Source organism: Sorangium sp. So ce1504 (assembly GCF_051521635.1).
GTDB lineage: Bacteria > Myxococcota_A > Polyangia > Polyangiales > Polyangiaceae > Sorangium > Sorangium cellulosum_B.
Genome location: NZ_CP150365.1, coordinates 2,535,719 through 2,558,506, shown reverse-complemented (window position 1 = coordinate 2,558,506; position 22,788 = coordinate 2,535,719). Strand labels below are relative to the sequence as shown.

21 protein-coding genes are annotated in these 22,788 nt (G+C 69.9%); 11 read left to right on the top strand and 10 right to left on the bottom strand.

All coding sequences use genetic code 11. From position 1 onward, the window contains the following. The first annotated feature begins 33 nt into the window (after positions 1 to 33). The 4 genes from WMF39_RS09890 (at position 34) to WMF39_RS09875 (ending at position 2,681) form a co-directional block, all read left to right on the top strand. Positions 34 to 954: a LysR family transcriptional regulator gene (locus WMF39_RS09890; protein WP_437745285.1), complete on the top strand. Its 921-nt coding sequence runs from the start codon at positions 34 to 36 to the stop codon at positions 952 to 954. A 154-nt stretch (positions 955 to 1,108) separates the two neighbouring features. Next, the gene (locus tag WMF39_RS09885; RefSeq protein WP_437745284.1) at positions 1,109 to 2,203 is read left to right on the top strand and encodes a 2Fe-2S iron-sulfur cluster-binding protein; all 1,095 of its coding nucleotides are present in this window, start codon (positions 1,109 to 1,111) and stop codon (positions 2,201 to 2,203) included. Positions 2,204 to 2,235: 32 nt separating this feature from the next. Continuing rightward, positions 2,236 to 2,418 carry a hypothetical protein gene (locus WMF39_RS09880; RefSeq protein ID WP_437745283.1) on the top strand — a complete coding sequence of 61 codons (183 nt, stop codon included), beginning with the start codon at positions 2,236 to 2,238 and terminating at the stop codon, positions 2,416 to 2,418. A gap of 50 nt (positions 2,419 to 2,468) precedes the next feature. Continuing rightward, a complete protein-coding gene (locus WMF39_RS09875; protein ID WP_437745282.1) occupies positions 2,469 to 2,681 on the top strand; it encodes a hypothetical protein in 213 nt (70 codons plus the stop codon). Positions 2,682 to 2,715: 34 nt separating this feature from the next. Here WMF39_RS09875 and WMF39_RS09870 read toward each other — a convergent pair whose 3' ends face one another. After that, complete coding sequence (locus WMF39_RS09870; RefSeq protein WP_437745281.1) at positions 2,716 to 2,970, bottom strand: hypothetical protein; 255 nt, start codon at positions 2,968 to 2,970, stop codon at positions 2,716 to 2,718. 49 nt (positions 2,971 to 3,019) lie between these two features. On the opposite strand from WMF39_RS09870, the gene WMF39_RS09865 reads away from it, so the two are divergent. Genes WMF39_RS09865 through WMF39_RS09855 form a run of 3 tightly spaced genes read left to right on the top strand, consistent with a single transcriptional unit; the run spans position 3,020 to position 4,898 of the window. Next, on the top strand, positions 3,020 to 3,742 hold the full coding sequence (locus WMF39_RS09865; protein WP_437745280.1) for a hypothetical protein: 723 nt from the start codon (positions 3,020 to 3,022) through the stop codon (positions 3,740 to 3,742). Positions 3,743 to 3,768: 26 nt separating this feature from the next. Then, entirely contained in the window at positions 3,769 to 4,272 is a 504-nt protein-coding gene (locus tag WMF39_RS09860) for a hypothetical protein (protein WP_437745279.1), read from the top strand. Further along, a complete protein-coding gene (locus WMF39_RS09855; RefSeq protein ID WP_437745278.1) occupies positions 4,245 to 4,898 on the top strand; it encodes a hypothetical protein in 654 nt (217 codons plus the stop codon). Before WMF39_RS09860 ends, WMF39_RS09855 begins: the two co-directional genes overlap by 28 nt. Positions 4,899 to 4,910: 12 nt before the next feature. On the opposite strand, the gene WMF39_RS09850 is transcribed toward WMF39_RS09855, so the two are convergent. Both WMF39_RS09850 and WMF39_RS09845 read right to left on the bottom strand, forming a co-directional pair. Continuing rightward, positions 4,911 to 8,273, bottom strand: a complete 3,363-nt coding sequence (locus tag WMF39_RS09850; RefSeq protein ID WP_437745277.1) for a hypothetical protein — start codon at positions 8,271 to 8,273, stop codon at positions 4,911 to 4,913. Positions 8,274 to 8,473: 200 nt separating this feature from the next. Further along, complete coding sequence (locus tag WMF39_RS09845) at positions 8,474 to 10,150, bottom strand: glycoside hydrolase family 30 protein (protein WP_437745276.1); 1,677 nt, start codon at positions 10,148 to 10,150, stop codon at positions 8,474 to 8,476. Positions 10,151 to 10,455: 305 nt separating this feature from the next. Here WMF39_RS09845 and WMF39_RS09840 point away from each other — a divergent pair, with 305 nt between their 5' ends. After that, a complete protein-coding gene (locus WMF39_RS09840) occupies positions 10,456 to 11,241 on the top strand; it encodes a hypothetical protein (RefSeq protein ID WP_437745275.1) in 786 nt (261 codons plus the stop codon). A gap of 47 nt (positions 11,242 to 11,288) precedes the next feature. On the opposite strand, the gene WMF39_RS09835 is transcribed toward WMF39_RS09840, so the two are convergent. Together WMF39_RS09835 and WMF39_RS09830 are read right to left on the bottom strand one after the other, a co-directional pair. Further along, positions 11,289 to 12,110, bottom strand: a complete 822-nt coding sequence (locus WMF39_RS09835) for a metallophosphoesterase (RefSeq protein WP_437745274.1) — start codon at positions 12,108 to 12,110, stop codon at positions 11,289 to 11,291. An 18-nt stretch (positions 12,111 to 12,128) separates the two neighbouring features. Further along, positions 12,129 to 13,370 carry a radical SAM protein gene (locus WMF39_RS09830; RefSeq protein ID WP_437745273.1) on the bottom strand — a complete coding sequence of 414 codons (1,242 nt, stop codon included), beginning with the start codon at positions 13,368 to 13,370 and terminating at the stop codon, positions 12,129 to 12,131. 243 nt (positions 13,371 to 13,613) lie between these two features. Here WMF39_RS09830 and WMF39_RS09825 point away from each other — a divergent pair, with 243 nt between their 5' ends. Next, positions 13,614 to 14,039 carry a putative metal-binding motif-containing protein gene (locus tag WMF39_RS09825; protein WP_437745272.1) on the top strand — a complete coding sequence of 142 codons (426 nt, stop codon included), beginning with the start codon at positions 13,614 to 13,616 and terminating at the stop codon, positions 14,037 to 14,039. A gap of 76 nt (positions 14,040 to 14,115) precedes the next feature. On the opposite strand, the gene WMF39_RS09820 is transcribed toward WMF39_RS09825, so the two are convergent. The 4 genes from WMF39_RS09820 to WMF39_RS09805 all read right to left on the bottom strand — a co-directional run bounded on the left by WMF39_RS09820 (position 14,116) and on the right by WMF39_RS09805 (position 18,108). Continuing rightward, positions 14,116 to 15,522, bottom strand: a complete 1,407-nt coding sequence (locus WMF39_RS09820; protein ID WP_437745271.1) for a hypothetical protein — start codon at positions 15,520 to 15,522, stop codon at positions 14,116 to 14,118. A 177-nt stretch (positions 15,523 to 15,699) separates the two neighbouring features. After that, positions 15,700 to 16,347: a nucleotidyl transferase AbiEii/AbiGii toxin family protein gene (locus WMF39_RS09815; RefSeq protein ID WP_437745270.1), complete on the bottom strand. Its 648-nt coding sequence runs from the start codon at positions 16,345 to 16,347 to the stop codon at positions 15,700 to 15,702. Then, the gene (locus WMF39_RS09810; RefSeq protein ID WP_437745269.1) at positions 16,293 to 16,598 is read right to left on the bottom strand and encodes a DUF6922 domain-containing protein; all 306 of its coding nucleotides are present in this window, start codon (positions 16,596 to 16,598) and stop codon (positions 16,293 to 16,295) included. The genes WMF39_RS09815 and WMF39_RS09810 overlap by 55 nt, the downstream gene beginning before the upstream one ends. A gap of 319 nt (positions 16,599 to 16,917) precedes the next feature. Beyond that, positions 16,918 to 18,108 (bottom strand): SMP-30/gluconolactonase/LRE family protein, encoded by a 1,191-nt coding sequence (locus tag WMF39_RS09805; protein WP_437745268.1) that lies wholly within the window; start codon positions 18,106 to 18,108, stop codon positions 16,918 to 16,920. Positions 18,109 to 18,327: 219 nt separating this feature from the next. On the opposite strand from WMF39_RS09805, the gene WMF39_RS09800 reads away from it, so the two are divergent. Further along, positions 18,328 to 19,308 carry a 2-dehydropantoate 2-reductase gene (locus WMF39_RS09800; protein WP_437745267.1) on the top strand — a complete coding sequence of 327 codons (981 nt, stop codon included), beginning with the start codon at positions 18,328 to 18,330 and terminating at the stop codon, positions 19,306 to 19,308. Between the two features lie 12 nt (positions 19,309 to 19,320). On the opposite strand, the gene WMF39_RS09795 is transcribed toward WMF39_RS09800, so the two are convergent. Beyond that, a complete protein-coding gene (locus WMF39_RS09795) occupies positions 19,321 to 19,986 on the bottom strand; it encodes a hypothetical protein (protein WP_437745266.1) in 666 nt (221 codons plus the stop codon). 735 nt (positions 19,987 to 20,721) lie between these two features. On the opposite strand from WMF39_RS09795, the gene WMF39_RS09790 reads away from it, so the two are divergent. Next, positions 20,722 to 22,695: a DUF7507 domain-containing protein gene (locus WMF39_RS09790; RefSeq protein WP_437745265.1), complete on the top strand. Its 1,974-nt coding sequence runs from the start codon at positions 20,722 to 20,724 to the stop codon at positions 22,693 to 22,695. The last annotated feature ends 93 nt before the right edge of the window (positions 22,696 to 22,788 follow it).

Genomic DNA, 22,788 nt, shown 5'->3' with positions numbered 1-22,788 from the left:
GGGTGTCTGTCGGGGCAGCGCTACGCTCCCCGCATGAACGCACCGCCGCTGCCTCGCCTGCGCGCCGTGGACCTGAACCTGCTCACCGTGCTGGACGCCGTGCTCACCGAGCGCAACGTGACGCGGGCGGCCGAGCGCCTCGGCATGACCCAGCCGGCCGTGAGCAGCGCGCTGAACCGGCTGCGCCTGCTGTTCAACGACGATCTCATCGTGCGCCGCGGCAAGGAGATGGCCCCGACGCCGCGCGCCCTCGCGCTCGCCGGCCCGATCCGCAAGGCGCTCGACCTGATCCAGGCATCACTCGCCCACGCCGGCGCCTTCGATTGCACGGCGAGCCGTACCTTCAGGCTGGGGATCAGCGACATCGGGGAGGCCCTTCTCTTGCCTCGTTTTCTGCAGTGGCTCGAGCAGCTCGGCGCCCGCGTCCGGCTCGATTTCTGTCGCGAGCCCGGGACCTCCCTGCAAAACGAGATGCGGCTCGGCAAGATCGAGCTCGTCCTGGATCACATCGCCATCCCGGGCGAGGAGTTCCGGCGAACGCGCGTGCTCGACCTCGAGTTCGTCACGCTGGTGCGCCAGGATCATCCGACCGTGGGCCCCTCGCTGACCCTCGACGAGTACATGGCGCTCGAGCACGTGATCATCGAGCCGCGCGAGGGCCAGACCAACCTGGCAGAGCAGATTCAGGCCGTCGTTGGGCGATCGCGGCGCGTGCGGGTGCAGGTCCCCCGCTATCTCTCGATGCCGTTCATCGTCTCGCAGTCGAACCTCGTCTGCACGGTGCCGCTCCCCCTGGCGCGGCTGTTCGAGCAGCACTTCCCCGTGCGGGTGGTGAGCTGTCCGCTCCCCATCCAGCCGATCCCGCTGTTCATGATGTGGCATGCCTGTCAGGACGGCGACCCGGCCCACGAGTGGCTCCGGCGATCCCTCATCGAGCTCTGCAGCCGCGTCTGACACGTCCAGGGCGAGCGGGCTTGGCCGGGAAAGAGGCGGGCGGCCGTGGATTCGGCGGAATATTCACGCCGGCAATCTGCCTCATACAATTTGCTGATTGGGCTTTTCGGTGGCCGCCTCCATGAAGCCACGTGCAACAGGGAGCCATGACATCGTGAAAGCCATCTCATTCGGCGGCCGGACGAGGGGTCGAGCCGGGACCCTCCATATCCTGGGCAGCGATCGCGCGGCCCGTATCGAGGCCGGAGAAACGCTGCTCAGCGCAGCCGTGCGCGGGAACATCCCGTTTCCACACATGTGCAGCGTGGGCGAGTGCGGCACCTGCAAGTGCCGCCTCATCAAGGGGCATATCCGCCTCAAGAGCGATATCTCGCGCCACGTCGCACCCGAGGAGATCTCTGCCGGCTTCGTCCTCGCCTGCCAGAGCCTGGCCGTGTCGGAGGACGTGGCCGTCGAGGTCCCGGGGATGGGCCGCGGGCGCTCGACGGATCGAGCGCCAGTGCAGATCGACGCGAGCGTCGCGCGCGTGACGCGGCTCGCGCCCAGCGTCCTCGCGCTCGAGGTCGACCTCGCCTCGGACGTCCGCTACGTGGCCGGGCAGTATGCGCAGCTCACGGTTCCCGGCGCCCCGGGGCTCGGCGAGCCGCGCTGTTACTCGTTCGCCGAGGCGCCGGATCGGGCCTCGCCGCGCAGGGCGCTCTTTCATGTCCGCCACGTGCCGGGCGGCGCCTTCACCGGTTGGCTCTTCGGGGCCGATCGCACGGGCGCGCGCCTTCGCTTCTCGGGGCCCCACGGCAGCTTCCGCTATCACGAGGCCGATCGGCCGCTCCTCTGCGTGGCAGGAGGCACGGGGCTCTCTCCGATCAAGGCGATCCTGGAGCAGGGGCTCTCGGATGGGCTCGCCCGCGACGTGACGCTGGTCGTCGGCGCGCGCGCCCGGCAGGATCTCTATGCGCTCGACGCCATCGCCTCGATCAAGGAGCGATGGCGAGGTCGCTTCGTCTTCCTACCCGTGCTCTCGCACGAGCCCGAAGGCTCGAGCTGGACAGGGCGGAAGGGGCACGTCACCGACCACCTCCGTGAGGTCGCCGCGGGCCACGCCGATTGCGCGGCCTACGTGTGCGGGCCGCCCGGGATGATCGACGCCGTGCTCGACGTGCTGCGCGGCGAGATCCCGCCGAAGCACTTGCATCACGATAGATTCCTGGACCGCGGCTCGGTGGCTCGCGCCGCCGCTGCGGTTGCCTGAGCCCAGCCACGACGCTCGAAAGGAGAGCCCTCATGCTCCACGGCACGGTGTTCGTCCTCGTCTTCCTCGCGCTCTTTGCCGCCCTCGAGCTCGCGCTCGGCCTGTATCGGCGCACAGGCGTGCTCACCATGCGGGAGCTCGGCGCGAGCGCATCGTCTCGCTGCCCGACACGCACCATGTGCACCACGGAGTCGGCCGCTTCGGCAATGCCATGAAGAACTACGGCGCCGCCCTCATTTGCTTCGATTGGATCCATGGCACGCTCATGATCCCGCACGCGCGCCAGGAGGGCTTCGGGCTCCCCGAGGGCGCACCGGTCGAGCCCTGGGCCGAGCAGCTCTTCTGGCCATTCGTGCGCTCGACGAAGAAGAAGTCGGCTCGTCGCCGGCCGATCGAACCGACGCCACCGACGGCCGATCTCGCCATGGCAGAGGCGGTGATTTACACCGCCGATGGCCGCGCTGTCGTCGTGAGGTGAGCCCTGCCAGACGGCGCGTCCGCCGCCCTCCGCCTCACGGCGGCATGACGAACGACGCCGGCCCCGCCACGGCGGGGGACGGGTCCTTCCGGTAGCGCTCCAGCAGCTCACGCCGCTCCGCGGTCCAGCCGTTCTTCGGCGACGCCGCCTGCACGAGCGCCTCCAGCGCGAGCCGGCGCAGCCGCGGATCGGGGCTCGCCCGGAGCTCCAGCTCGAGCTCGCCAAGCCGCGACGAAGAGGCGCGCAGATCCAGGAGAAACCTGACATGTGGGTCGGGAGGTGGATCCATGGACGCCCTCCGAGACTCCCAATAGGATGCCGGCGCCAAGGAGGACAGCATGCAGCGATGGATGCGTCGAGCGCTCGCGCTCGTGTTGATGGGAGGGATGCTTGCCGGACTGGCGCCAGGATGCACCATCCACCTCCGACCGTCCGATCGAAACGAGGCAGAGGACGAGGCGGCAGAAAACGACCAGGCGGAGCCCCCTGACGAGCACGGCGATCCCGGCGAGGGCTCGGAGACCGATGACGTCGACGACGAGACGTCGTCCCCAGAGGAGCAAGCCTACGAGGACCTGCTGAACGTCGATCCCCAAGAGCTCGCCCTCAAGACGATGGCGACCTCCTACGCGGCGGTGATGGTCGCGAGCCTCGTCGAATCCCAGGTGCTCGATCCAGCGGCCGTGGATGAAGCGGCGGTAGAGTCACTGATCGAGCAGGTTGAGCCGGCGGGATGGGATGCGGCGTACGCCTGGATGGAAACACCGGAGGCCGTAACGCTGGCTGCGAACGACGGGATCTACCCCAATTTCGCGTGCTTCGACGAGCCGCATGTGTGTCCACAGACGACCGAGTGCCCGTTGAGCAACGGCGAACAGGCGTTCTGCATGGTGACACACTGTGGCGATGCTCAATGCCCTTGGTGCCCATGGGTCCTCGGGAATCTCCTTTTTAAATCCTGGTGCGCCTATGGCTGCCTCAAGCACGGCAGCCTCGTCGCTGGAGCATATATACTCGTTTCGCACTTTGGACCCGGGGACAGGCATTGCACCTACTGGTGAGCAAAAAAAAAAAAAAAAAAAAACCGATGAAGATCACCTTCGAGGACGGAAACGCCCTGACCTTCATGAGCAGTGATGGCAGAGAGGACATCGAGGACACGGTCGATGCCATCAACGCCACGTATTGGCTGTGGGCCTTCTCGTCACCGCGCCTCTATGGGACGTTCGGCCGCGTGCCTCCTCGCGACCACATCCTGCGCATACTAGACATCTACATCTCCTATGTGAAGAAGGGCGGCCGTCACACTGCACCACAGTTCCAGCCCGTACACTACGAACGGCGCCTGCCGCTCGCGCTGCGCCTTCGCGAGCTCTTCGAGCAATGGACACCGCCTGAGTTACCCCAGGAGGTCGTGGACATCTCTCGGGCGCTCATCGAACATGAAGGCATCAAAACGCCGGCGTGCGGGTGGGACACATACGAAGATCCGCAAGAGCAAGGAATCAAGTACGAGGATACGCTCCTCTGGCCCGAAGGTGTGCCCGCCATCCTGAAGGGCCAATGGCCGCCGAAACGTTCGAAGCATTGATACCGACCCAGGAGCCCTTCATGCCGACCCCGTATTCGATGCGTCTCGCCGGCGCCGCCGCGCTGTCCGCTGCCATGCTCGCGGGAGGCTGCGCGCCCCCCAGCGGCATCTCGCCGGCCCCGGCCGAGCCGGTCGAATCGCGCAGCGCGGCCGGCGCGGGAGATGGGGTCGCCCCCCGCGACGGCAAAGGCGCCAGCAGCGCGGGCCGGGAGGCGCTCGCGGACACCAGTCCCGCGCAGAGCCAGGCCCTGATGGACCGTACGCGCAAGCATGCCATGGTGACCGCAGCATTCGCCAACACGATAGCCGGCTTCGCTGCGCCCCGGGTCATCGCCAAGGCGAAGCGCCTTCCGAGCCGTGAGGAGATGCTCCGGTGCATCGATGCCTATCTCGAGGTGGTCGCGGAGACGAAGCGATCCCCCCACGACGAGGGGAATCAAGCGACGATCAACTCCGAACCCTACGCCCTCAAGCTCCGCGATCTCTTCTCCGCCTGGACACCCGGCGCGACCGTGCCAGCCGCGATCCAGAAGAATGCGCGTGCCGTGCTCGATGCGCTCGGCATACCTGAACCCCCTGAGGGATGGGATCGATTCGAGGGGGACGCCGCTTCGAGTTCGCCGTAGCGACGCGCGCCCTCACGGCGGCATGACGAACGACGCCGGCCCCGCCACGGCGGGGGACGGGTCCTTGCGGTAGCGCTCTGCCAGCAGCTCACGCCGCTCCGCCGTCCAGCCGTTCTTCGGCGACGCCGCCTGCACGAGCGCCTCCAGCGCGAGCCGGCGCAGCCGCGGATCGGGGCTCGCCCGGAGCTCCTGCTCGAGCTGCGACGGGTGGACGCAGCCGTGCACCGCGGCCATCGCCGCGACCATCGCGTCGTGGTGCAGGAGGTCCCGCCGGCCGAGCTCGGCGAGCGCCTGTCCGAGCGCCTTCCAGGGAAGGAGGCGCGCCGCGAGCCCCAGGTACTGGGGCACGGCCAGAGCGTCCGCCTTGAGCGCGGCCAGCAGCCCCTCGCCGACGGCGACGTGGTGCTTCGCGGCATACGAGCCGAGCCGCGCCGAGAGCGCGGGCAGGAACGCCACGAGGTGCCGGCGCCTCGGCAAGAGCTCCGCGAGCCGCTGGACGACGATCGCGACCTCCCCCGGCTGCATCCTGGCGAGCGCCGCGGACAGCGCCTCCGCCGCCTCCTCGGGCGCAGGCGCGGCCATGTGCTCGAGCAGCCGGCGGAAGAGCGCTCGCGCCTCGTCCCGGAGCGGCAGGTGCGCGGCGCGCCGCAGCAGGTCGAGCCGCGCCTCCGGCTCTGCCCGCCCGAGGATCGCGGCGAGCAGGTCCACCACGCGCCGCTCGGCCTCGGTCGACAGCCTGCCGAGCGGGACGTCCGCGAGCTTCGAGGCCACGATCCAGTCGGGATCCCGCGCGGCGCGGCCGAAGACGTCCCAGGTCTCCGGCTTGTCCAGGTGGTCCCAGAGCGCCCGGAGCAGCGCGATCCGCACGTCGCGGTGGGTCTTCGGGGCGTCCAGCCGGAGCAGGTCCCGGTAGGCGTCGTCGCCGCCCAGCTCGCCGAGCAGGCGCACGACCTCCTTGGCCACGGTCACCTTCGTGGTCGGCACCGCCCGGAGCTCGGCGAGCACCCGCTCCCGGGACATCTCCGCGAACGCCTTCCGGAGCGCGTAGATCGCCCAGCGCGCGCGATCGTCGCCCAGGCACTCGATCAGGACGGGGACGCCCTGGCCTGCGTCGAGCCACGGCAGGCCCCGGATGGCCATCTCGCGAAGGGGCGGCCTCGGATCCGAGGCGAACGGGGTGATCGCCGACGCGTCGACGTACGCGAGCCGGACCAGCGTGGAGAGCGCGAACCGCAGCGTGGGGACGGCGCTGGTCTCGTCGCCGAGCACCGCGCGGAGGCCGGCGGCGTACTTTTCCTGCTGCCTCGCCGTCCAGCGGCCGTGGCCCCCGCCGAAATCGAGCACCCAGCGCGTCTTGCCCGTCGCGAACCTGCCGGTCATGGGCTGCCCACGGTCCAGCAGGGGGTCCAGGAGATCCTGGCGCTTCTGGCTCACGTGCCGGGCGACGGCGCCGATCAGCACGAAGCTCCTGTCCTCGCGCAGCAGCGCGGGCACGAGCCGCGCGAACCGCGGCCTGTCGTGGGCGCGCAGCAGGCCGAGCGCGCCCGCCGCGACGCCGACGAACGGGAGCTCGCGGGACAGCCGCTCGAGCGCCTCGAGCAGCGGCGTGACCACCTTGAGGCGGATGCCGAGGCTCTGCGCGAGCGAGAGCACCGCCCCTGCCCGCTCACCCGTGCACCACGCGCCCGCGAGCTGCGCGAGCGCCGGGCTGAGCCGCTCGGCCTCCGCGCGGGTCAGCCCCTCCCCTAGCCCCGCGGTCGAGACCGAGCCGCGCACCGCGAGGATCTTCGCGATCCAGCGCGCCCCCCACGCCCCGTCGATGCGGAACAGGCGGACCACGAGCCGCTCCACGGCCGAGGCCGTGGCGTGGGACAGATCCGCGGCGTCGAGCGCGTCCTGCGCCACGGCGCCCACGGCCTCCAGGTGCTCCTGCGCGAACCGGCCGAGCGGCAGCGCGGCGAGGGCGCCGATCATCGCCCGCCGCACCGGATCCTGCTCGAACTTGCGGGCGCGCACGTTCGCGAGCGCGTCCGCGAGCGCGCCCCGGTCGTGCAGGACGCTCGCGAGGAGCAGCGCCTGCGCCTTCGCCCGCTCGTCGCCCTCCGGGTGCCCGAGGAGCGGCGCGAGCACCTCCCTGGCCTCGGCGAAGGACAGCAGGCGCGCGTAGCTCATCCGCCGCTCCGGCTTCGAGACGAGCGACGGGCAGCTCGAGAGGTGCCGCCTCGCCTCGCGCTCGCGCAGGTCGCGGGGCAGCGCGTCGAGCACCTCGGGCGCGATCGAGCCGTCGGCGGCCTGCGCCGCGCAGGACCAGCGCTCGAAGGCCCGCTCCCGGATCGCCTGCTCCTCGGCCGAATCGGCCTTCACGTAGCGGAACAGGAAGGCGCCGAAGCCCCCGCGCCCTCCGAGCAGGAAGGCCCGGAGGACGGCCTTCTGGTCGTCGGGGCCGAGCCGCAGGAACCACCGCGGGCCCTGCTTGCCGTCGCTCAGCGCGCCCCAGGCGTGGCGGATGAGGTAATCGAGGCGCTCGGCGCCGAGGGCGGGCGCGCCCTTGTCGAAGCGCACCACCGCGAAGGCGCCGGGCGGCCGCGCGGGTCGCCCGCTCTCGTGGCGCGCCTTGAGGAGGTCGAACGTGGCGGCCGGGCGCGATCGGGCCAGGAGGTGCAGGGAGCCGGCGAGGAACGAGGGCTCTTCGCCGCGCTCGAAGAGGGCCTGGATCAGCGGCAGCGCCGCGTCGGGCGCGCGCCGGGCGAGCGGGACGAGCAGCGGCGCGAGGCGGTAGCGCAGGCGAACGTCGAGGGACGGGGAGCGGGCGATCGCCTCCCCGAACCAGCGCGCCGCGGCCGCGGGGTGCCTCACGCCGAGCCGATCGAGGCAGCTCGGGCCGCCCGCCTCGTCGATGGCGCGCCGGTGCGCCGACACGAGCGCCTCGGAGCCAAACGGGAGCAGATCCACGATCAGGGGGTCGCGCCCCGCCTGCATGCGCGCGCCGAGGAAGGCGTCCACGGCGGCCTGGCGCTTGCGCCGCGCGAGCTGGGCGACGGTGCGCCGGAGGGTGCGCCGCTCGAGGAGGGCGCCGAGCGCCGCGAGCGCCTGCGTGTCGTCGCAGAAGCGGGCGACCATGCGGCACGCCCGCCGCCGCACGGTGCGGGACGGGTCGGAGACGGCCGCCACGACGCGCGCGCCGTCGCCCGAGCCGTAGACGCTCATGAGCGCGAGGAGGCGCTCGTAGGGCTGAGCGCTGCTCCAGAGCGCCCCAAGGAGCGCGCTTGCGCCGGCGTCGCCGCGCGCGGCGGCGCGGCCCACCTCCACCACGCGGCGGACGCGGTCGTAGTGGGCCAGCGGCTCGATGTCGGCGAGGAAGGAAGCGGCATCCATGGAGGGCGATCATAGCGCCCCGGGGCCGGAGGCTCGCAAGGCCGAGCGCGGCGACGCTCCGGAGCGTCGACACCCTCCGGTTCAGGTTTCATCTCTCCCGGGAGGCTGTCGACACCCTCCGGTTTGAGTTTCATCTCTCCCGGGAGGCTCTCGACAGGTTCAGGCCGCGATGGGTCGACCCGGGTCGGGTCGCGCGCGCCTCACTTCCAGTTGACTGTGGCCCAGCCGCGGGCAGGAACGCTGAACTGGAGCTTCTTGGAGGCCACGCTGAGGGTGGTCGTCTTCGCGGAGCTGCCCGAGTTGTACATGACCGTGACGATGCTGCCGTCAGGGTTCTTGAACGCCAGCGCGTCACCGCCGGTCGTGTTGACGCGCATCGCTCCAGGATCGACGTATTGCGAGACGTGGCGGAAGACGTAGTAGGCAGGGGTCAGTACCAGCTCCTTCGTGTCGGCTTTCACGTTGAGGAGCGCGTTCTGGGGCCACGGCCGCTGCGAGTCGATGTTCTTCCCCACCGGGTCCAGCACCATGTTCCAGGCGTTGTACGAGTTCACCCCCGCCTTGATCCAGTCGCGGATGAGCCCCCAGCTCTCCTGCCCGTACGCGTGATCGTTCGCTGCCGTGTTCGGGTTGAACGCCGGCACGCCCGGAGGGTTCCAGTTGTAGTTGCCGCACTGGTGCTCCGTTTGCACGATCGGCATGTTCCGCGATTTCAAGCCGTTCACGCTGCCCCGCATGTTCCACTGCAGCCCGAAGCCCTTGACGTACTTCATCGCGGTGGCATCGCCCGTCACGGCGCTGAGGATCCCCGGGTCTGCCGCGTCGTTGGACATCGTGCCGAGGAAGATCTGAGCCTTGATCCCGCGCTCTTCGAACAGCGGCCCCAGGTGGGTGCCGATGAACTTGGCCATGAGCTGCCCCGTCCACGCGCAGCTCGGATACCTCGTCTCGTAGGTCGGCTCGTTCTGGGGGTGGACCGCCTCGATGGTCATGCCCTCTGCGGCGTACGCCTCCACGAACTTCGCGAAGTACAGGGCATGCGCCTTCAGGGTGTTCGCGTCGTCCTTCATCTTGCCACCATCGAAGGCGCCGTTGCTCTTCATCCAGGTGGGGGGCGTCCAGGGGCTGGCCCAGAGGTGGAGGCCGGGCCTGACGGCGAGCGCCGCCTTGATGTACGGGATCAGCTTCTCCTTGTCCCGCGCGATGGAGAAGCTCTCCATCGTGAAATCATCTTTCTTCTCGTTGAGGCTATAGCGGTCCATCGCATAGTCGCTGGCCCCCATGGGGATGCGCCCGTAGGCGAACCCTGCGCCCTCGTTCTTGTCGAAGAGAAGCTTGATGGCTCGCTGCCGCTCAGCCTCGCTGAGCATCGAGAGCATGTTCCATCCCATCTCGTTGAAGGAGCCGCCGAAGCCATCCCATCGCTGCTGCGTTGCCGCGTCATCGACGGTCACGTCGGCATTGCCGCTCGTCACCTCCGTCGGCGTCCCGATCTTCCAGTACTCGTTCGCGCCCGAGGTGATCAACGTGGGCTCGACAACGTCGGGCTCACCACCGCCGGTACCGGGAGACGAGCCGCCGCCGCCGTCTCCGCTCGGATCGCCGCCCGCACCGTCCGAACCGGTCGAGCCGCCCGTCCCCGCGCCGCTGCCTGCCGTCCCGCTCCCGCTCGCGTTTCCGCTCCCGCTCGCGTTTCCGCTCCCGCTCCCGCTCGCGTTTCCGCTCCCGCTCCCGCTCGCGTTTCCGCTCCCGCTACTGCCCGCACCCGCACCCGGGCCGCCCGAGCTCTCGGGTTCTTCCGGGCCGCTCGAAGAACCGCAACCCACCAAAAGAAACGCGAGCCAAATGCCGACGGTCGAGCCTCGTGCCCTGTTCATCACAAAAATCCTCCATCCCAGGGGGAGCAACCCCTTGGCGGTGCCTGCAGCAGGCGTCAGAGAGTAGCCGTCTTATATGCCCAGAGAGCCCCACGGTGATCGGGCGGGTGGGATAAAAGGCGGCAAGCTCCACGTCGATGACCCGGCGCACGCACGCGCCATGCGCTCGCATCACGCCTCCCGTGCGGAAGGTCCGCGTCGACGTCGCGGATGGCACGGCGGCACGCCTTCCAGATCGTGCACAGCAGATCCAACCCGGCCGTACGATTGCTGGGTTTCGATGCGCGTGTTAGCGTCGGCCCCCGATGCGAACCGCGGTTTTCGCCCTCGCCCTCCTGGCCGGCTGCGGGGGCGCATCCGGGGCGGCGCCCGGCGCGGCCCTCTCCCCCTCCTACGCGACGAGCCTGGGCTCCACGTCGGCGAGCATGCCCAGCATGCCGTCCGCGCCCGCGTTGCCCAGCCGGGCTTCGGTCCAGGCCGATCTGGTCGTCCGCCCCGACGTGCTCGTCCTCGGCTTCGCGCTCCAGGAGACCGACGCCGATCCGCAGCGCGCCCTCACCGCGGCGCAGGCCGCGGTGGAGAACCTGGAGCGGCAGTTCAAGGAGTCGACCGGCGGCGCATCCACGGTGAGGATGCTGGGCGCGTCGTTCAGCACGGTCTTCACCGACAAGGCGGAGAGCGACGGTGACGCCGTATCGGCCGCTGTCGACGGCGTGATCGAGGTGCGCCTCGCCCCAGAGCTCGACTTCTGGGCGAGGAGCCGGCTGGCCGCAGCCATGGCGCAGGTCAGGCGCGAGGTGAGCGCCGCGGTGCAGGCTGCGAAGGACGGGCGGCGCGGGGCCACCTTCGGGCAGCCTCGGGCCGAGGTGAAGGAGCCGGAGGGGCACCGCGCGCAGCTGACCGAGCAATGGCTCCGGAGGGCGCGATCGTTCGCGGAGGCGGCGCAGGCCGCGTCGGCGCCGCTCCTGCTGGTGGACTGCGCGCCGCCGGGGGCCATCGAGCAGCGGCCCATCTCGCTGCTGGAGGTGGGGCTCTCTCTGTCGGTCGTGTGCCGCCTGGACGCGCTCTCCGCAGAACCGAAGCGCGACTGACGGCCTCCGGGCGGCTCACCCCCGGCCATCCGTCGTCGGGCAGGGCGTCACCCGGCGATCAGCCGGAACACGGGGAGCTCTGGCCGACAGGTGAACCGCACAGGAAGGACGCTTGTGCCGACACCGCGGCTCACGTACACCCTGCCATGGGCCGTGTCGTACATACCCGAGCGAAATCGGCCCGATCCAGGCGGAACCCACACCGCTGTTCCGAGCGCTCGGATCTGTCCTCCATGCGTATGCCCCGCGAGGCCCAGATCGAAGCGCGGCGCGCCGGGAGGGAGCGTATCGAAGACGCCGGGCGCGTGCGTGAGAAAGAGCCGAACCGGAGCGGACGGCACCCTCGCCAGGGCGGCTCGCAGGTCGGCGTTCCCGCTGCAGAAATCGTCCGTCGCGACGATGGAGACGCCGCGCTTCAGCAGCACCGACTCGTTCCCGAGGAGCCTGGCTCCGGCGCGCGCGTACACCTCGCTCAGCCTTTGCAAGGGGACGTGCCCCCAGTGTTCCCAGTTGCCGACGGTGGCGAGGACCTCACGCCCCGGCGCGGCGAGGCTGCGGCAGAACTCCTCCAGCACGCCGAGCGAGCCCTCGTCCTCGATCGAGTCGCCGGTCAGCACGACGAGATCAGGCGCCAGCCCGCGGATGGCGTCGATGGCCTTCTCGTGGACACTGCCCAGCGCGCGCAGGTGGATGTCAGAGAGGTGAGCGATCCGAAACCCCTGGAGCGCGGCCGGGAGCCGGGGGATCGGGACATCGTGCTCGGCGACATCGAGCCAGGAAGGTTCGATGGCGATCCCATCCACGGCGGCAATCCCTGCAGCGCAGCAGCTGGCGTGGAGGAAGGCTCGGCGGGTGACCGGTCGGACCATGTCGGAACCTTAGCAAACTCAGCTGGAGGGCCGCGGCTTGCGCGTGAGCTGGACCAGCCGCTCCGGGGAATCGCGCCCGGGATCGGGACCGTCGAGATCCTCCATCACGAGCTCGAACAGCCCGTTGTCGAACGGCCTCCCCGCGGCCGGCGCGGCGGGCACGAGGCGCTCGCGCTTGCCCTGCGCGGCCAGGGTGCGCGCGCGGAAGTGGCAGTACGGGTTGTTCCCCGGCCGCCCGAAGAGCGCGTGCGCCGTGAAGGTGCACCCGCCCATGCACACCTCCGCGAACGCGCAGCTCCGGCAGAAACCCCAGAGATCGTCGGCCGTGCGCGCCCGCGCGAACGCGAGCCGCGGCGCCTCGTCCCAGATCTCCTGGAGCGCGCGCCCGCGCAGGTCGCCGCCCACGTAGGCGTCGCTCTGGAGCGACGGGCAGCCCTTCACCGCGCCGTCGGACTCGATCCCCAGCACCAGCTTCCCTGCCTGACAGCCGCGAAAGTGGTCGCGGCCGCCCTCGCGCAGCGAGCGCAGGAGCGCCTCCTCCGGGCCGAAGTAGCCCAGGTTGTTGCCGGGCATCACCGTGATCCCGTCGCGGAAGGCCCGCCGCTTCAGCTCGGCGATGCGCGGGAGCACGTCGAGCAGATCGTAGGGCTGGAGCAGCATCGCCGGCCGGTCGGCCGCGCGGCCGAGCGCCGCGGTGATCTGCACCTGCCACGCCGTGATCCCCTGCTCCCGGAGCAGGTCGTAGAGCGCCTCGAGGTCGCCCTGGTTCACCCGGTTGAGGTTGGTGTTGGCCGCGGTGAGCAGCCCCGCGCCCCGGAGGTGCCCGAGCGCCGAGAGCGCGCTCCGGTGGCTGCCCGGGGCCTTGCGGATGAGGTCGTGGGCGCGCTCCAGCCCGTCGACGCTGACCGAGACGCTGTGCAGGCCGGCCTCCTTCATCTGCGCCGAGATCTCCGCCGTGATCCCCCGCCCTCCGGTCGTCATGGTCGGCCGCACGCCCGCGGCCTTGAGCGCCGCGATGATCTCCAGAAAGCCGCCGTGCAGGTAGGCCTCGCCGCCGATGAGCACCACCTCGCGCGCGCCCATCGCCGCGAGCTGCTGCACCACGCCCAGCGCCTCCTCGGTGCCGAGCTCCGAGGGCCGCGCGGCCCCTGCCCTGGATCCGCAGTGCCGGCAGGGCTGATCGCAGCGGAGCGTCAGCTCCCAGACCACGTACGCCGGGTAATACTCGCCGGGGACCACATCGAGACGGCGCAGCGCCATGCCGGAGCCTACCGCGAACTCCGCCGCCGGCGCCTGCTCTCGGGCGCCCTTTCGACGCGCGGGGGGGATCGTTAAAGGGGGGTGACCTGCGCACGCGCACGCCGGGCCGCTGCGCCATTCCCCTTCATTTTCCTTGCACGTCGCCGAGGCGCCTTGCCATAGAAGGGGACGGTTTGACCTCCCTGGCTCGGCCTTCCGAGGCGCGCCAGGGCTCGGCCCCATGGCCCAAAGGCGGAGATCCTCATGCTCACCCTCGGCGCTTGTCCTTGCTGCGATGGTTTCCTGCCTCCCGGCGCTTCCGCCTGCCCGCATTGCGGCGCGACGCCCACGGCCGAGCGCCTCACCTGCGCGCAGGCGCGCCACGGGATCGCGGGCCGGCTGCTCGCGGCGGCGTCGGGCGGCATGATGGCTGTCACGCTGATGGCCTGCTACGGCATGCCCCCCTGTGACGAGCCCGCGACCGACGGCGACGGCGACGGCTACCAGGCGACATGCGAGGGCTACGGGCCCGAGGAGGACTGCGACGACGGCAATCCGGACATCCACCCCGGCGCGACGGACGTGGCAGGTGACAGCATCGATCAGGACTGCAGCGGCGACGACACCCTGCTCGGCACCGGCGGCGCGGGTGGCACCGGCGGCGGAGGCGGCGCTGGCGGCGCCTCCTGACAAATCCCCTCACTTTGTTGGCATTTTAACGAGAAATTGAACAGGGCGACGGGGAGACGGGGAGATTGATGGGATTTCACTCTCCGCCTCCTCGCCTCCCTGTGAACTCTCCCGAAAACGGAGCCGCCGCCCATTCGGACAACACACGGCGGACGCGCTCGAGATAACCCGCCTCGCGCACGATCTCCTGGTATCCCGGCACCGCGCCGACCCACTCCCGCATACGCACGTTCGACGCCTCGGTGAGGTACATCGTGGGAAGCCCCATGAGCGCGGGCCCATCCATGCCTGCGGTCGTGACGCCGAGCTGACCGACAACGCCGTGCGTTCGCTTCAGGTGCTCGAAGAACTGCAGCTGCGCCCGGCGCATGTCGAGCTGCCGGAAGGTCGGGTCCTTCCAGAAGAGCGTCATGTCGACCGCGCCGTCGGGGACCTGTGCGTCTCGAAGGGCGTCGCCGGTCAGCACAGGCACGAGCCCCGCACGTTGAACGAGGTCCGTCAGCTCGAGCAGCTCGGCGAGCGTCGTGTTGCGGTGCGGGTGGTGGATCCCCTCGCGGATCCAGAGCAGCACCTTCTTCCGGCATGACGCTCCCGCCTGCGCTTCCGCGAGCCTGCGATCGACCCAGGCGATCACCGATCCCGGAATCAGCGCGTCCGCCAGAAACGCCGCGCGAAGTCTCCCCTGGGCGGAGGACGGATCGGCCTTGAAGGCGCGCGCGACGATCTCCGTGGTCTGCTTCACCGCGCGCGGGCGCGAGCGGTACGCCTGAAGGTGATCGCTCAGGCCTGCATCGCGGAGAAACGCCTCGGCTTGCGCCGTTCCCGCTTTGCCTGGCTCGACCTGGATCGCCGCGCCCGCGAGGACGGCGGCCGCGGCGACGTACCACCCCTCGCCGAACGAGAAGCCGCCGTCCGTGTGGAATGTATACGCGTGGTTTCGCTCCTCGATGATCCTGCGCGCCGCGCGGGCGGCGACCTCGGCCTCGTGAGCCGCCGCGCGCGCCGCGCATGCGACCTTTGACCGAGAAGAGCCGCCCTCGAGCTCCGAGGCGCTGATGGCGGCCGCGCGGGCCGAGGCCTCTGCGCCGGCCACGATCGCCTCCACGCGCCGCCAGCCGTCGTCGCAAGCGTCGCGCGTCGGCGCGCGCTGCGCGCTCAACGAGAGCTGGCCCGCTCCGTGGAGCGCGTCTGCCGCCCGCGCCGCGTGGGCCCTTGCCAGCGTCGAACGGGCGCCCATCGCCGTCGCGAGGATTCGCTCTCTTCCTGCGGTGACCTCATGTTCCTGGAGGGCGGCGCGCTCCTGCTCGGCGGCGGCCAGCGCGCGATCCGCCTGCTCGATCGCGCGTTCGAGCAGACGCCGATAGCGCTCGCGCTGCCCCGGCGCGTGCAGCGTGGTCGCCAGGGCGAGCGCGGCGTCGAGGCTGCTTTCGGCGTCGCGCCCGATGTGCTGCGCGGCGAGCGTCTCGGCGACAACCACTCCCATGCACACCGGCTCGAGTCCCTCGATCATCGTCCTGTCCGTCAGCCGCGGCGCGCAGCGCCGCCGGCAGCAGCGGCTTGTTGGGCAGTTCCCTGCCTCCGCTTCAGCGCAGGCACCTCGTATCACGGCGGTGGTTCCAGTAGTACCAGAGACATTCAACCAAATCGCTGGTCACCATTGTTATTCCTTCTCATCTATCAGCAACTTGGGCACTTCTGTCAGAAAGAATCTCTTCATCCGCTCCCAGCTTGTCGCGGTCAAGCCCCGCGGATACACGGGATCTTTCTCCGCGTCCTCGAAGTACGTCAGCGATCGCAGCACATGGTACAGATCCGCTTCCGACACCCCGAACTTTGCCACGTACGCCGCCGCAGCGTCCCGCAATGGCAGCCCCCCCTCGGCGAGCGCGCAGAGGTCCCAGAAATCGCGACGCAGCCCACGTCGCGCGATCGCGGCAAGCTTCATCGCAGCCAGGTCCCGCACCCCTGCCATGGGAAACGCTTCCGGTCCGGGCTTTGGCGCATCGAGCAGCCCATAAGGATACCTTACGATATCCACTGGGATGCCACCCACCATTACCCGCAACGCCGCATCGGTCATGCTTATCACCTGCAGATCGGGCACCACAACCCGAACCGCCTGGGCGAGCATCGTCAGATCGACGTCCGCGGAAATGCTGAACAAGTCGAGGTCCAGCGACCGACGGTGGCGTAGATGCACTGCGAGGGCCGTCCCCCCGGCCAGATAGAACCGCTCTATCCCTGGGATGATCTTCAGTCGACCCAAGGCGCGGCTCTGCTCCTTCGCCAATCCGGTGAACTTGCCCACACTTCACCCTCCGCTTTTAGTACTGCCCGCCAGAACGCGAGCGTCCGCCCACTCAATTCGGGGTGCCCGAGTTCCCGCAAAAACCGGTGAATCCCGTTCATTCCGTACGTCTGGATGAGCCAGCGCACCTCCTCCAGCCGACCGAACTCGAGAACTCGCGGGATGATGTAGTCCTGGCCCGTCACTGTATCGAGTGCCTTCGCGTCGACGTCCCAGAACACCCAGCGGAATTTCTCCGGCACCTTCGCCATGCCCGAGTCTACCGCGCCTGGAGCCCCGCGAGGAAGCCGCGGCCGCTTGGCATTCGCGCGGGCTGCCGAGATCCGCCCACCGCTGTCCGCGTGGAGACTCGAACGCCGGTCGGTCGTGGCTCCCCACACGGACGAATCTGCCCAGCATCTGCCCCGGACCGCCAGCTCGGTCAAGCGCGAGCGCCCGCAGGGTGTGCAGCGTCGGTGAATCCATCACGGAGTTCCTGGACAGCGCGCTCGCGCGCGGGGGCAAGCGGCCGGACGCTCTCGGCTGGAACGCCGGCGCGGCCGAGCACCGGCGGTCTGCATCCAGCAAGGTTCAGTAAGGGTATCCGGGGATGTTCATCTCCATCGCATAGAGCGACGCGCCCGACGTGATGTAAAGGGTCTTTCGATCGGCCCCGCCGAACGCGACGTTCGACACCTCGCCCATCCCCGTGATCGCGCCGAGCCTCGCGCCGCTCGGCGCGAGGACCTCGACGCCGTCGCGCCACGCGATGTAGACATTGCCCGCGCAGTCGACGCCCATGCCGTCGGCCTTCGGCAGGTTCGCCGCGAAATTGGACGAGGCGCCGGGCGCTCCGTCGGCGCTCAGCGTATAGCGGCGGATCCGGCCGGGGGTGAACTCGGTCACGTACAGCACGCTCTCGTCCGGCGAGAGCGCGACGCCGTTGGGGGTCTCCAGCGTGCCGATGAGGCTCACCGCGCCGGACGGGGACACGCGGTAAGCTGCTGTCGGCAGCTCCGGCCTGCCGCCGCTGAGCTGAAAATCGGGATCGGTGAAGTAGACGTTGCCGTCGCTCCGCGCGACGACATCGTTCGGGGAGCTGAACCGCTTGCCCATGTACGACCCGGCGACCTCGCGCCGCGCCTTCGTGCCGAGATCGAACACGGAGACGCTGCGCGTGTCGTGGGTACACGCGATGAGGTTCCCGTCGCTGTGGATGCCCAGCCCGTTCGTCCCGCTGTTCTCGAGGAACACCTCGATCGTGCTCGGAGGCGTGAGCTTCTGGATCTTCGCCTTCGGGCCGTTGAGGGGCGGAGCGTTCTGCGCCTGCATGTTGATCTCCGAGAAGAACAGCGCCCCGAGCTCGGCGACCCAGACCGGGCCCTCGACGTACGTGAACCCCCCTCTCACCAGCTGCGCCCTGCCGTTCGCCGGCACCGGATCGGCCGCGTACGGGCCGCCCGGGCAGACGGCCGACACCTCATCACCGCCGCCCGCCCCGGCGCCGCCCGCCCCGGCGCCGCCGCTGCCGCTGCCGCTCCCCGCCGCGTCGCCCCCGCTGCCGCTCGTCGCCGCAGCGCTGCCCGAGCCCGCGCTGCCCGCGCTGGTGCCGCTGGAGCTCGTGGCGCCCACGCTGCCCGTGGAGCCGCTCGACCCGCCAGCTCCAGCGCCGCTGGAGGCTCCGCCCCCGCCCTCCGACTGGAGCGGGTCGTCGCCGCCGCCACAGCCGTTCGCCGCGACGAGCACGATCCAAGAAACAACGAGCGAGTACCTGATCTTCATAAGCAAGTGCCTCCAAGCGCCCCCGGATGGTGTGCCGATCGGGCGCGCTCATCATCGTCAGCTCGCCTCGCGCCGCAAGGGCCGAGGTGACCGAGCGGCACAGCGCCTCGACCGCGCGCTCCGCGCAGGCCAAGGACCGGCGCGCCGCGGTGCGCCGTGAACGGCGGCGGCAGGCGAGGAGGCAACCGGCGGTCCACGACGATAGGATGCATGGACATCATGAAAATTGCTGTTTACGGCTTCGGATCCATCGGCGGTTTGCTCGGGGCCCGGCTGGCCACGGCCGGCTGCGACGTCAGCGCCGTCGCGCGCGGAGAGAACCTCGCCGCCTTGCAGGAGCGCGGCCTGCTGCTGCAGGTCGATGGAGAGATCACCCGCGTGCCGATCCGCGCTGCAGAGGATCCGGCCGCGCTCGGCGCGCAGGACGTCGTGATCATCGCGGTCAAGGCCACCGCGCTGGCCGACGTCGCCGCGCGCGTCGCGCCGCTGCTCCGCCAGGACACGATCGTCGTCCCCGCGATGAACGGCGTGCCGTGGTGGTTCTTCGCGCCCGAGAACGTGCCGTATGCCGGCGCTCGGCTCCGCTCGCTCGACCCGGGCGATGTCGTGCCGCGCGCCATCGGGCTCCGCCAGGTGGTCGGCTGCGTCGTGCATCTGTCGGGTTCCAGCCCGGAGCCGGGGCTGGTGCGCGCCGGCCTCGGCAACCGCCTGCTCCTCGGCGAGCCGGCCGGCGGACCTTCGGACCGGGTGGGCGCGCTGGTCGAGCTGCTGCAGCGCGCCGGCTTCGAGGCCGAGGCCAGCGCCGATATCCGGACCGACATCTGGTACAAGCTGTGGGGCAACATGACGATGAACCCGGTGTCGGTGCTCACCGGTGCGACGTGCGATCGGATACTGGACGATCCGCTGGTGCGCGGCTTCTGTCTCCAGGCGATGCAGGAAGCGGCGGCGATCGGCGAGAGGATCGGTTGCCCGATCGCGCAGAGCGGAGAAGACCGGATGGAGGTCACGCGCAGGCTCGGCGCGTTCAAGACATCGATGCTGCAGGACGCGGAAGCGGGCAAGTCGCTGGAGATCGACGCGCTGGTGACCGTGGTCCACGAGATAGGCAAGCTGACCGGCGTGCCGACGCCGACCATCGACGGCTTGCTCGGCCTCGTGCGCCTGTGCGGCCGCACGCGCGGCTTGTATGCCGGATGATCCAATCGTCGCTCAGGGCCGGGCTCCACCGCAGTCGCCCGGGCAATTGCAGTCGTTCTCACCCGCGCCGCAGGCGCCGTCGCCGCATTTCGCGCAGAGGCGCGCGTCGGGCGCCGTGGTCACGCACGCACCGTCGACCCGCGCCATGCTCTCGATGGGCGTGAGACCCGGGCAGCAGGTCGTGAACGACTTGCTCGACGCCATCCCTCCCTCGCCCGAGCAGCGCGACGCGAGCGCTGCGCACGAGCCGTCGGCTTGCTGGACATACCCGGGCAAGCAGTCGCACTGCGGCCGCCGGGGGCGCAGCACCGGCACCGTGCCGGCCGGGCCTCTCGGCCCGAGCTGAACGGTAGCCGCCGCCGGAGACCGCGCCGGCGCAGCGCCGCCCGGGCTCGCTGGCGGCGCGGGACTGGCTCCCTCCGGGTCCGTCGGCCCCGCGGGAGGCGTGGCGATCTTGCCGTCCGGCGTCTGGGACTCGAGCGGGATCCAGTCGACGATCTGGCCGTCCGGCGTGACCGTGGTGGCCACGACGTGCTTGCGGGGAGGCCGCGGCGTTCCCCCCGGCGCGCAGGGGTTGTCAGCGCCCGGGTGAGGGGGATCCGCCGGGTCGGGCTCCCTGGCGGCGCAGGCCGTGGCGAGGAGCAGCAGGGGGCATAGGAGCAGAGCAAGCGCGTGCATGGGCATGGAAACATGAGAGCCCGCGGGATCTTACAGCGCCGCGCCGCCTGCGGCGGCGGACACGGCGACGGAGCTGGATCCGCCATGGCTGATAGGGGCCGGGCTCGTGGAGCCACCCGCTGCTCCATACGCCCATCACGGGTGAGCTGTTCCAGACTCACGACATCGTCCGGGGACAGCTCGAACACGCGCGGCGGGCGCATCCGTATCCGCGAGGTCGAGCGGACGCGCCCCGGCGATGTTGAAACACGGTTCGAACAGTCCATTGCCCCGCGCCTCGCGGACGGTCCCCATGACGACGGTCGGGCGCTCATGGTGCGGCGTCCCTTAACGCCATGGCCACCATGCGTTAGGGACGCCCTCAATGTGAGGCACGTTGGAGAGCGCGAGCAACGCCGGCCAGGGCGCGTGTCCGAACGCCGGCGACAGGCGATACCATCAGACGATCGCTGCCCTGGGCGACGACCTGCCCTGTGCACACGCCGCCTCGTTCTACCTGCCTTCCGGCGCCGTCCCGCTGCTGCAAGGGGCAAATGCCATGTCGAGTTGCTTGACGAAATCCTCTTTTGCTTCACCTTCCTGGCGCCTGCGGAGCCCGCGCGAGCACGCGAGCCAGTGCAGGACCACCGCACCGACGGAGGAGACATCATGAATCCATCACCGACAGGACGGCGCCTCTGCGCCGTCGCGAACGGTCTTTTGTCTGCCGGCCTCTTGTCCGCGTCCCTGCCCGCGATGGCACAGACGACGGTCAACAACGTCTGCATGGACGACCTGGCCCCCTTCGGCTTGACCTGCTCCGCCAACGACATCTCGATCGCGAACGCGACGAACATCACGATCCTCGACGACGGCTGCCTGTTCCCGGGGGACACCGTCGACTTCGAAGCGACGTTCACGGTGGAGGTGACCGCGAAAGAGAAGTTCGACATCGGGCTCTACTTCGCGAGGGACGGGGACGTGAACGGCGACGGCGCGCTCAGCGGCTTGTGCTCCATCTCCACGATGCCCATCAGCCCCGATCCGCCGTGGCTTGATCTGGACGGCCTGGTCGGCGGGGTGCAGGACACGTGCGGTGATATCAGAAAGCCGGACCACAATCCGCTGTTCCCGCAGATCACGCTGACCGACGTCGTCTGTGCGGACCAGGACGGCGACGGCTTCTTGAACCTGCCGAACTGCACGAGCTGGCGCCAGTCGGGATCCAACGGGCTCTGCACCAGCCCGCTCCAGGCGTTCCCGGGGGCCCCGTCGAAATGCAACTGCGACTCCGGCTTCAACGTGCCCATCCCGGTGCCGCCGGCCACGCTCGAGGTCGTGAAGACGGCGAGCCCGACGTCGGTGAGCGAGCCCGAGGGGACCGTGACGTTCACGGTCTCCGTGACGAACACGGGCACCGATCCGAACAACGACGTCATGTTGAGCAGCCTTGTGGACACCGTCTACGGCGACATCACGACCCCCGGCCACGACGGGATCACGTCCACCACGTGCGACGTGCCTCAGACGCTCGTGCCCGGCGTCCCCTACGAGTGCACGTTCACGGCCACGGTGGCGGGCAACGCCGGCTCCGAGACCGACGTCGTGACCGCGAGCGGCGAGGACGAGAATGGCAACACGGTTACCGGCCAGGACGAGGAGACGGTGACGATCACGGACGTCCTGCCGCTCATCGAGGTGCAGAAGACGGCCGATCCGACGCAGGTGCCGGAGTCGGGGGCGCCCGTCACGTTCACGGTCTCGGTGACCAACCAGAGCGCCAGCACGGATCCGGTCACGATCGACTCGCTGGTGGACGACACCTATGGCGACCTCGACGGGCTCGGCACCTGCTCGGTCCCGCAGCTCATCCCCCCGGGCGGCACGTACACGTGCGCGTTCACGGAGGTCGTCAGCGGCTCGCCGGGGACCTCGGAGACCAACACGGTCACCGCCACGGGCTCGGACGACGAGGGCAACTCCGTCAGCGACTCGGACTCGGCCACGGTCGACATCAATAACGTCCCGTCGATGATCACGCTGACCAAGACCGCCGATCCGACCTCCGTCCCCGAGGGGGTTGATGGGATCGTCGTGTACACCTACACGATCACGAACACCTCCGCCGCGGACACCGTAACGATCAACACACTGACCGATAACGTGTACGGGAACGTCGTGACGCTGCCACCCCCGTCGGGCGGCATTCAGTGCGCGATGCCGCAGATCCTCGCGCCGGGGGCGTCCTACACGTGCCAGATCCAGGTCCCGGTGCAGGGAGATGCCGCGGACGTGGACGGCCTGACCAACACGGCCACGGCCACGGGCGTCGACGACGACGGCAACCCGCTCAGCGACACCGACGACGCGACCGTGAACTTCACCAACGTCGCGCCCTCGGCGACGCTCACGAAGACCGCGGTGAGGGCGATCGTGACCTATGAGGTCGTGGTATCGAATACATCGAGCGCTGAGGAGCTGTTCCTGAACAGCCTCGTCGACAACACGTTCGGCAACGTCACCCAGACCGGGGCGGTTATCAGCCGCACGACCTGCTCGGTGCCGCAGACCCTGGCCATCCAGGGGACGCCGGGCGACACCTACACGTGCGAATTCGACGCCCTGGTCACATCGTCCCCGCACACCGACACGGTCACCGGCCAGGTCAACGACAACGACGGCTCGGCGACGCTTTCGGTCTCGGACACCGCGACCGTGACGTTCAACTGAGCTCCTCTCGAGCGTGGCGCCCTCGCGGGCGCCTCGCGCGCGGCCTGCGAACCCCCAATGTTGTGGCTATCCCCGGTATCCCAACCTGGGTCG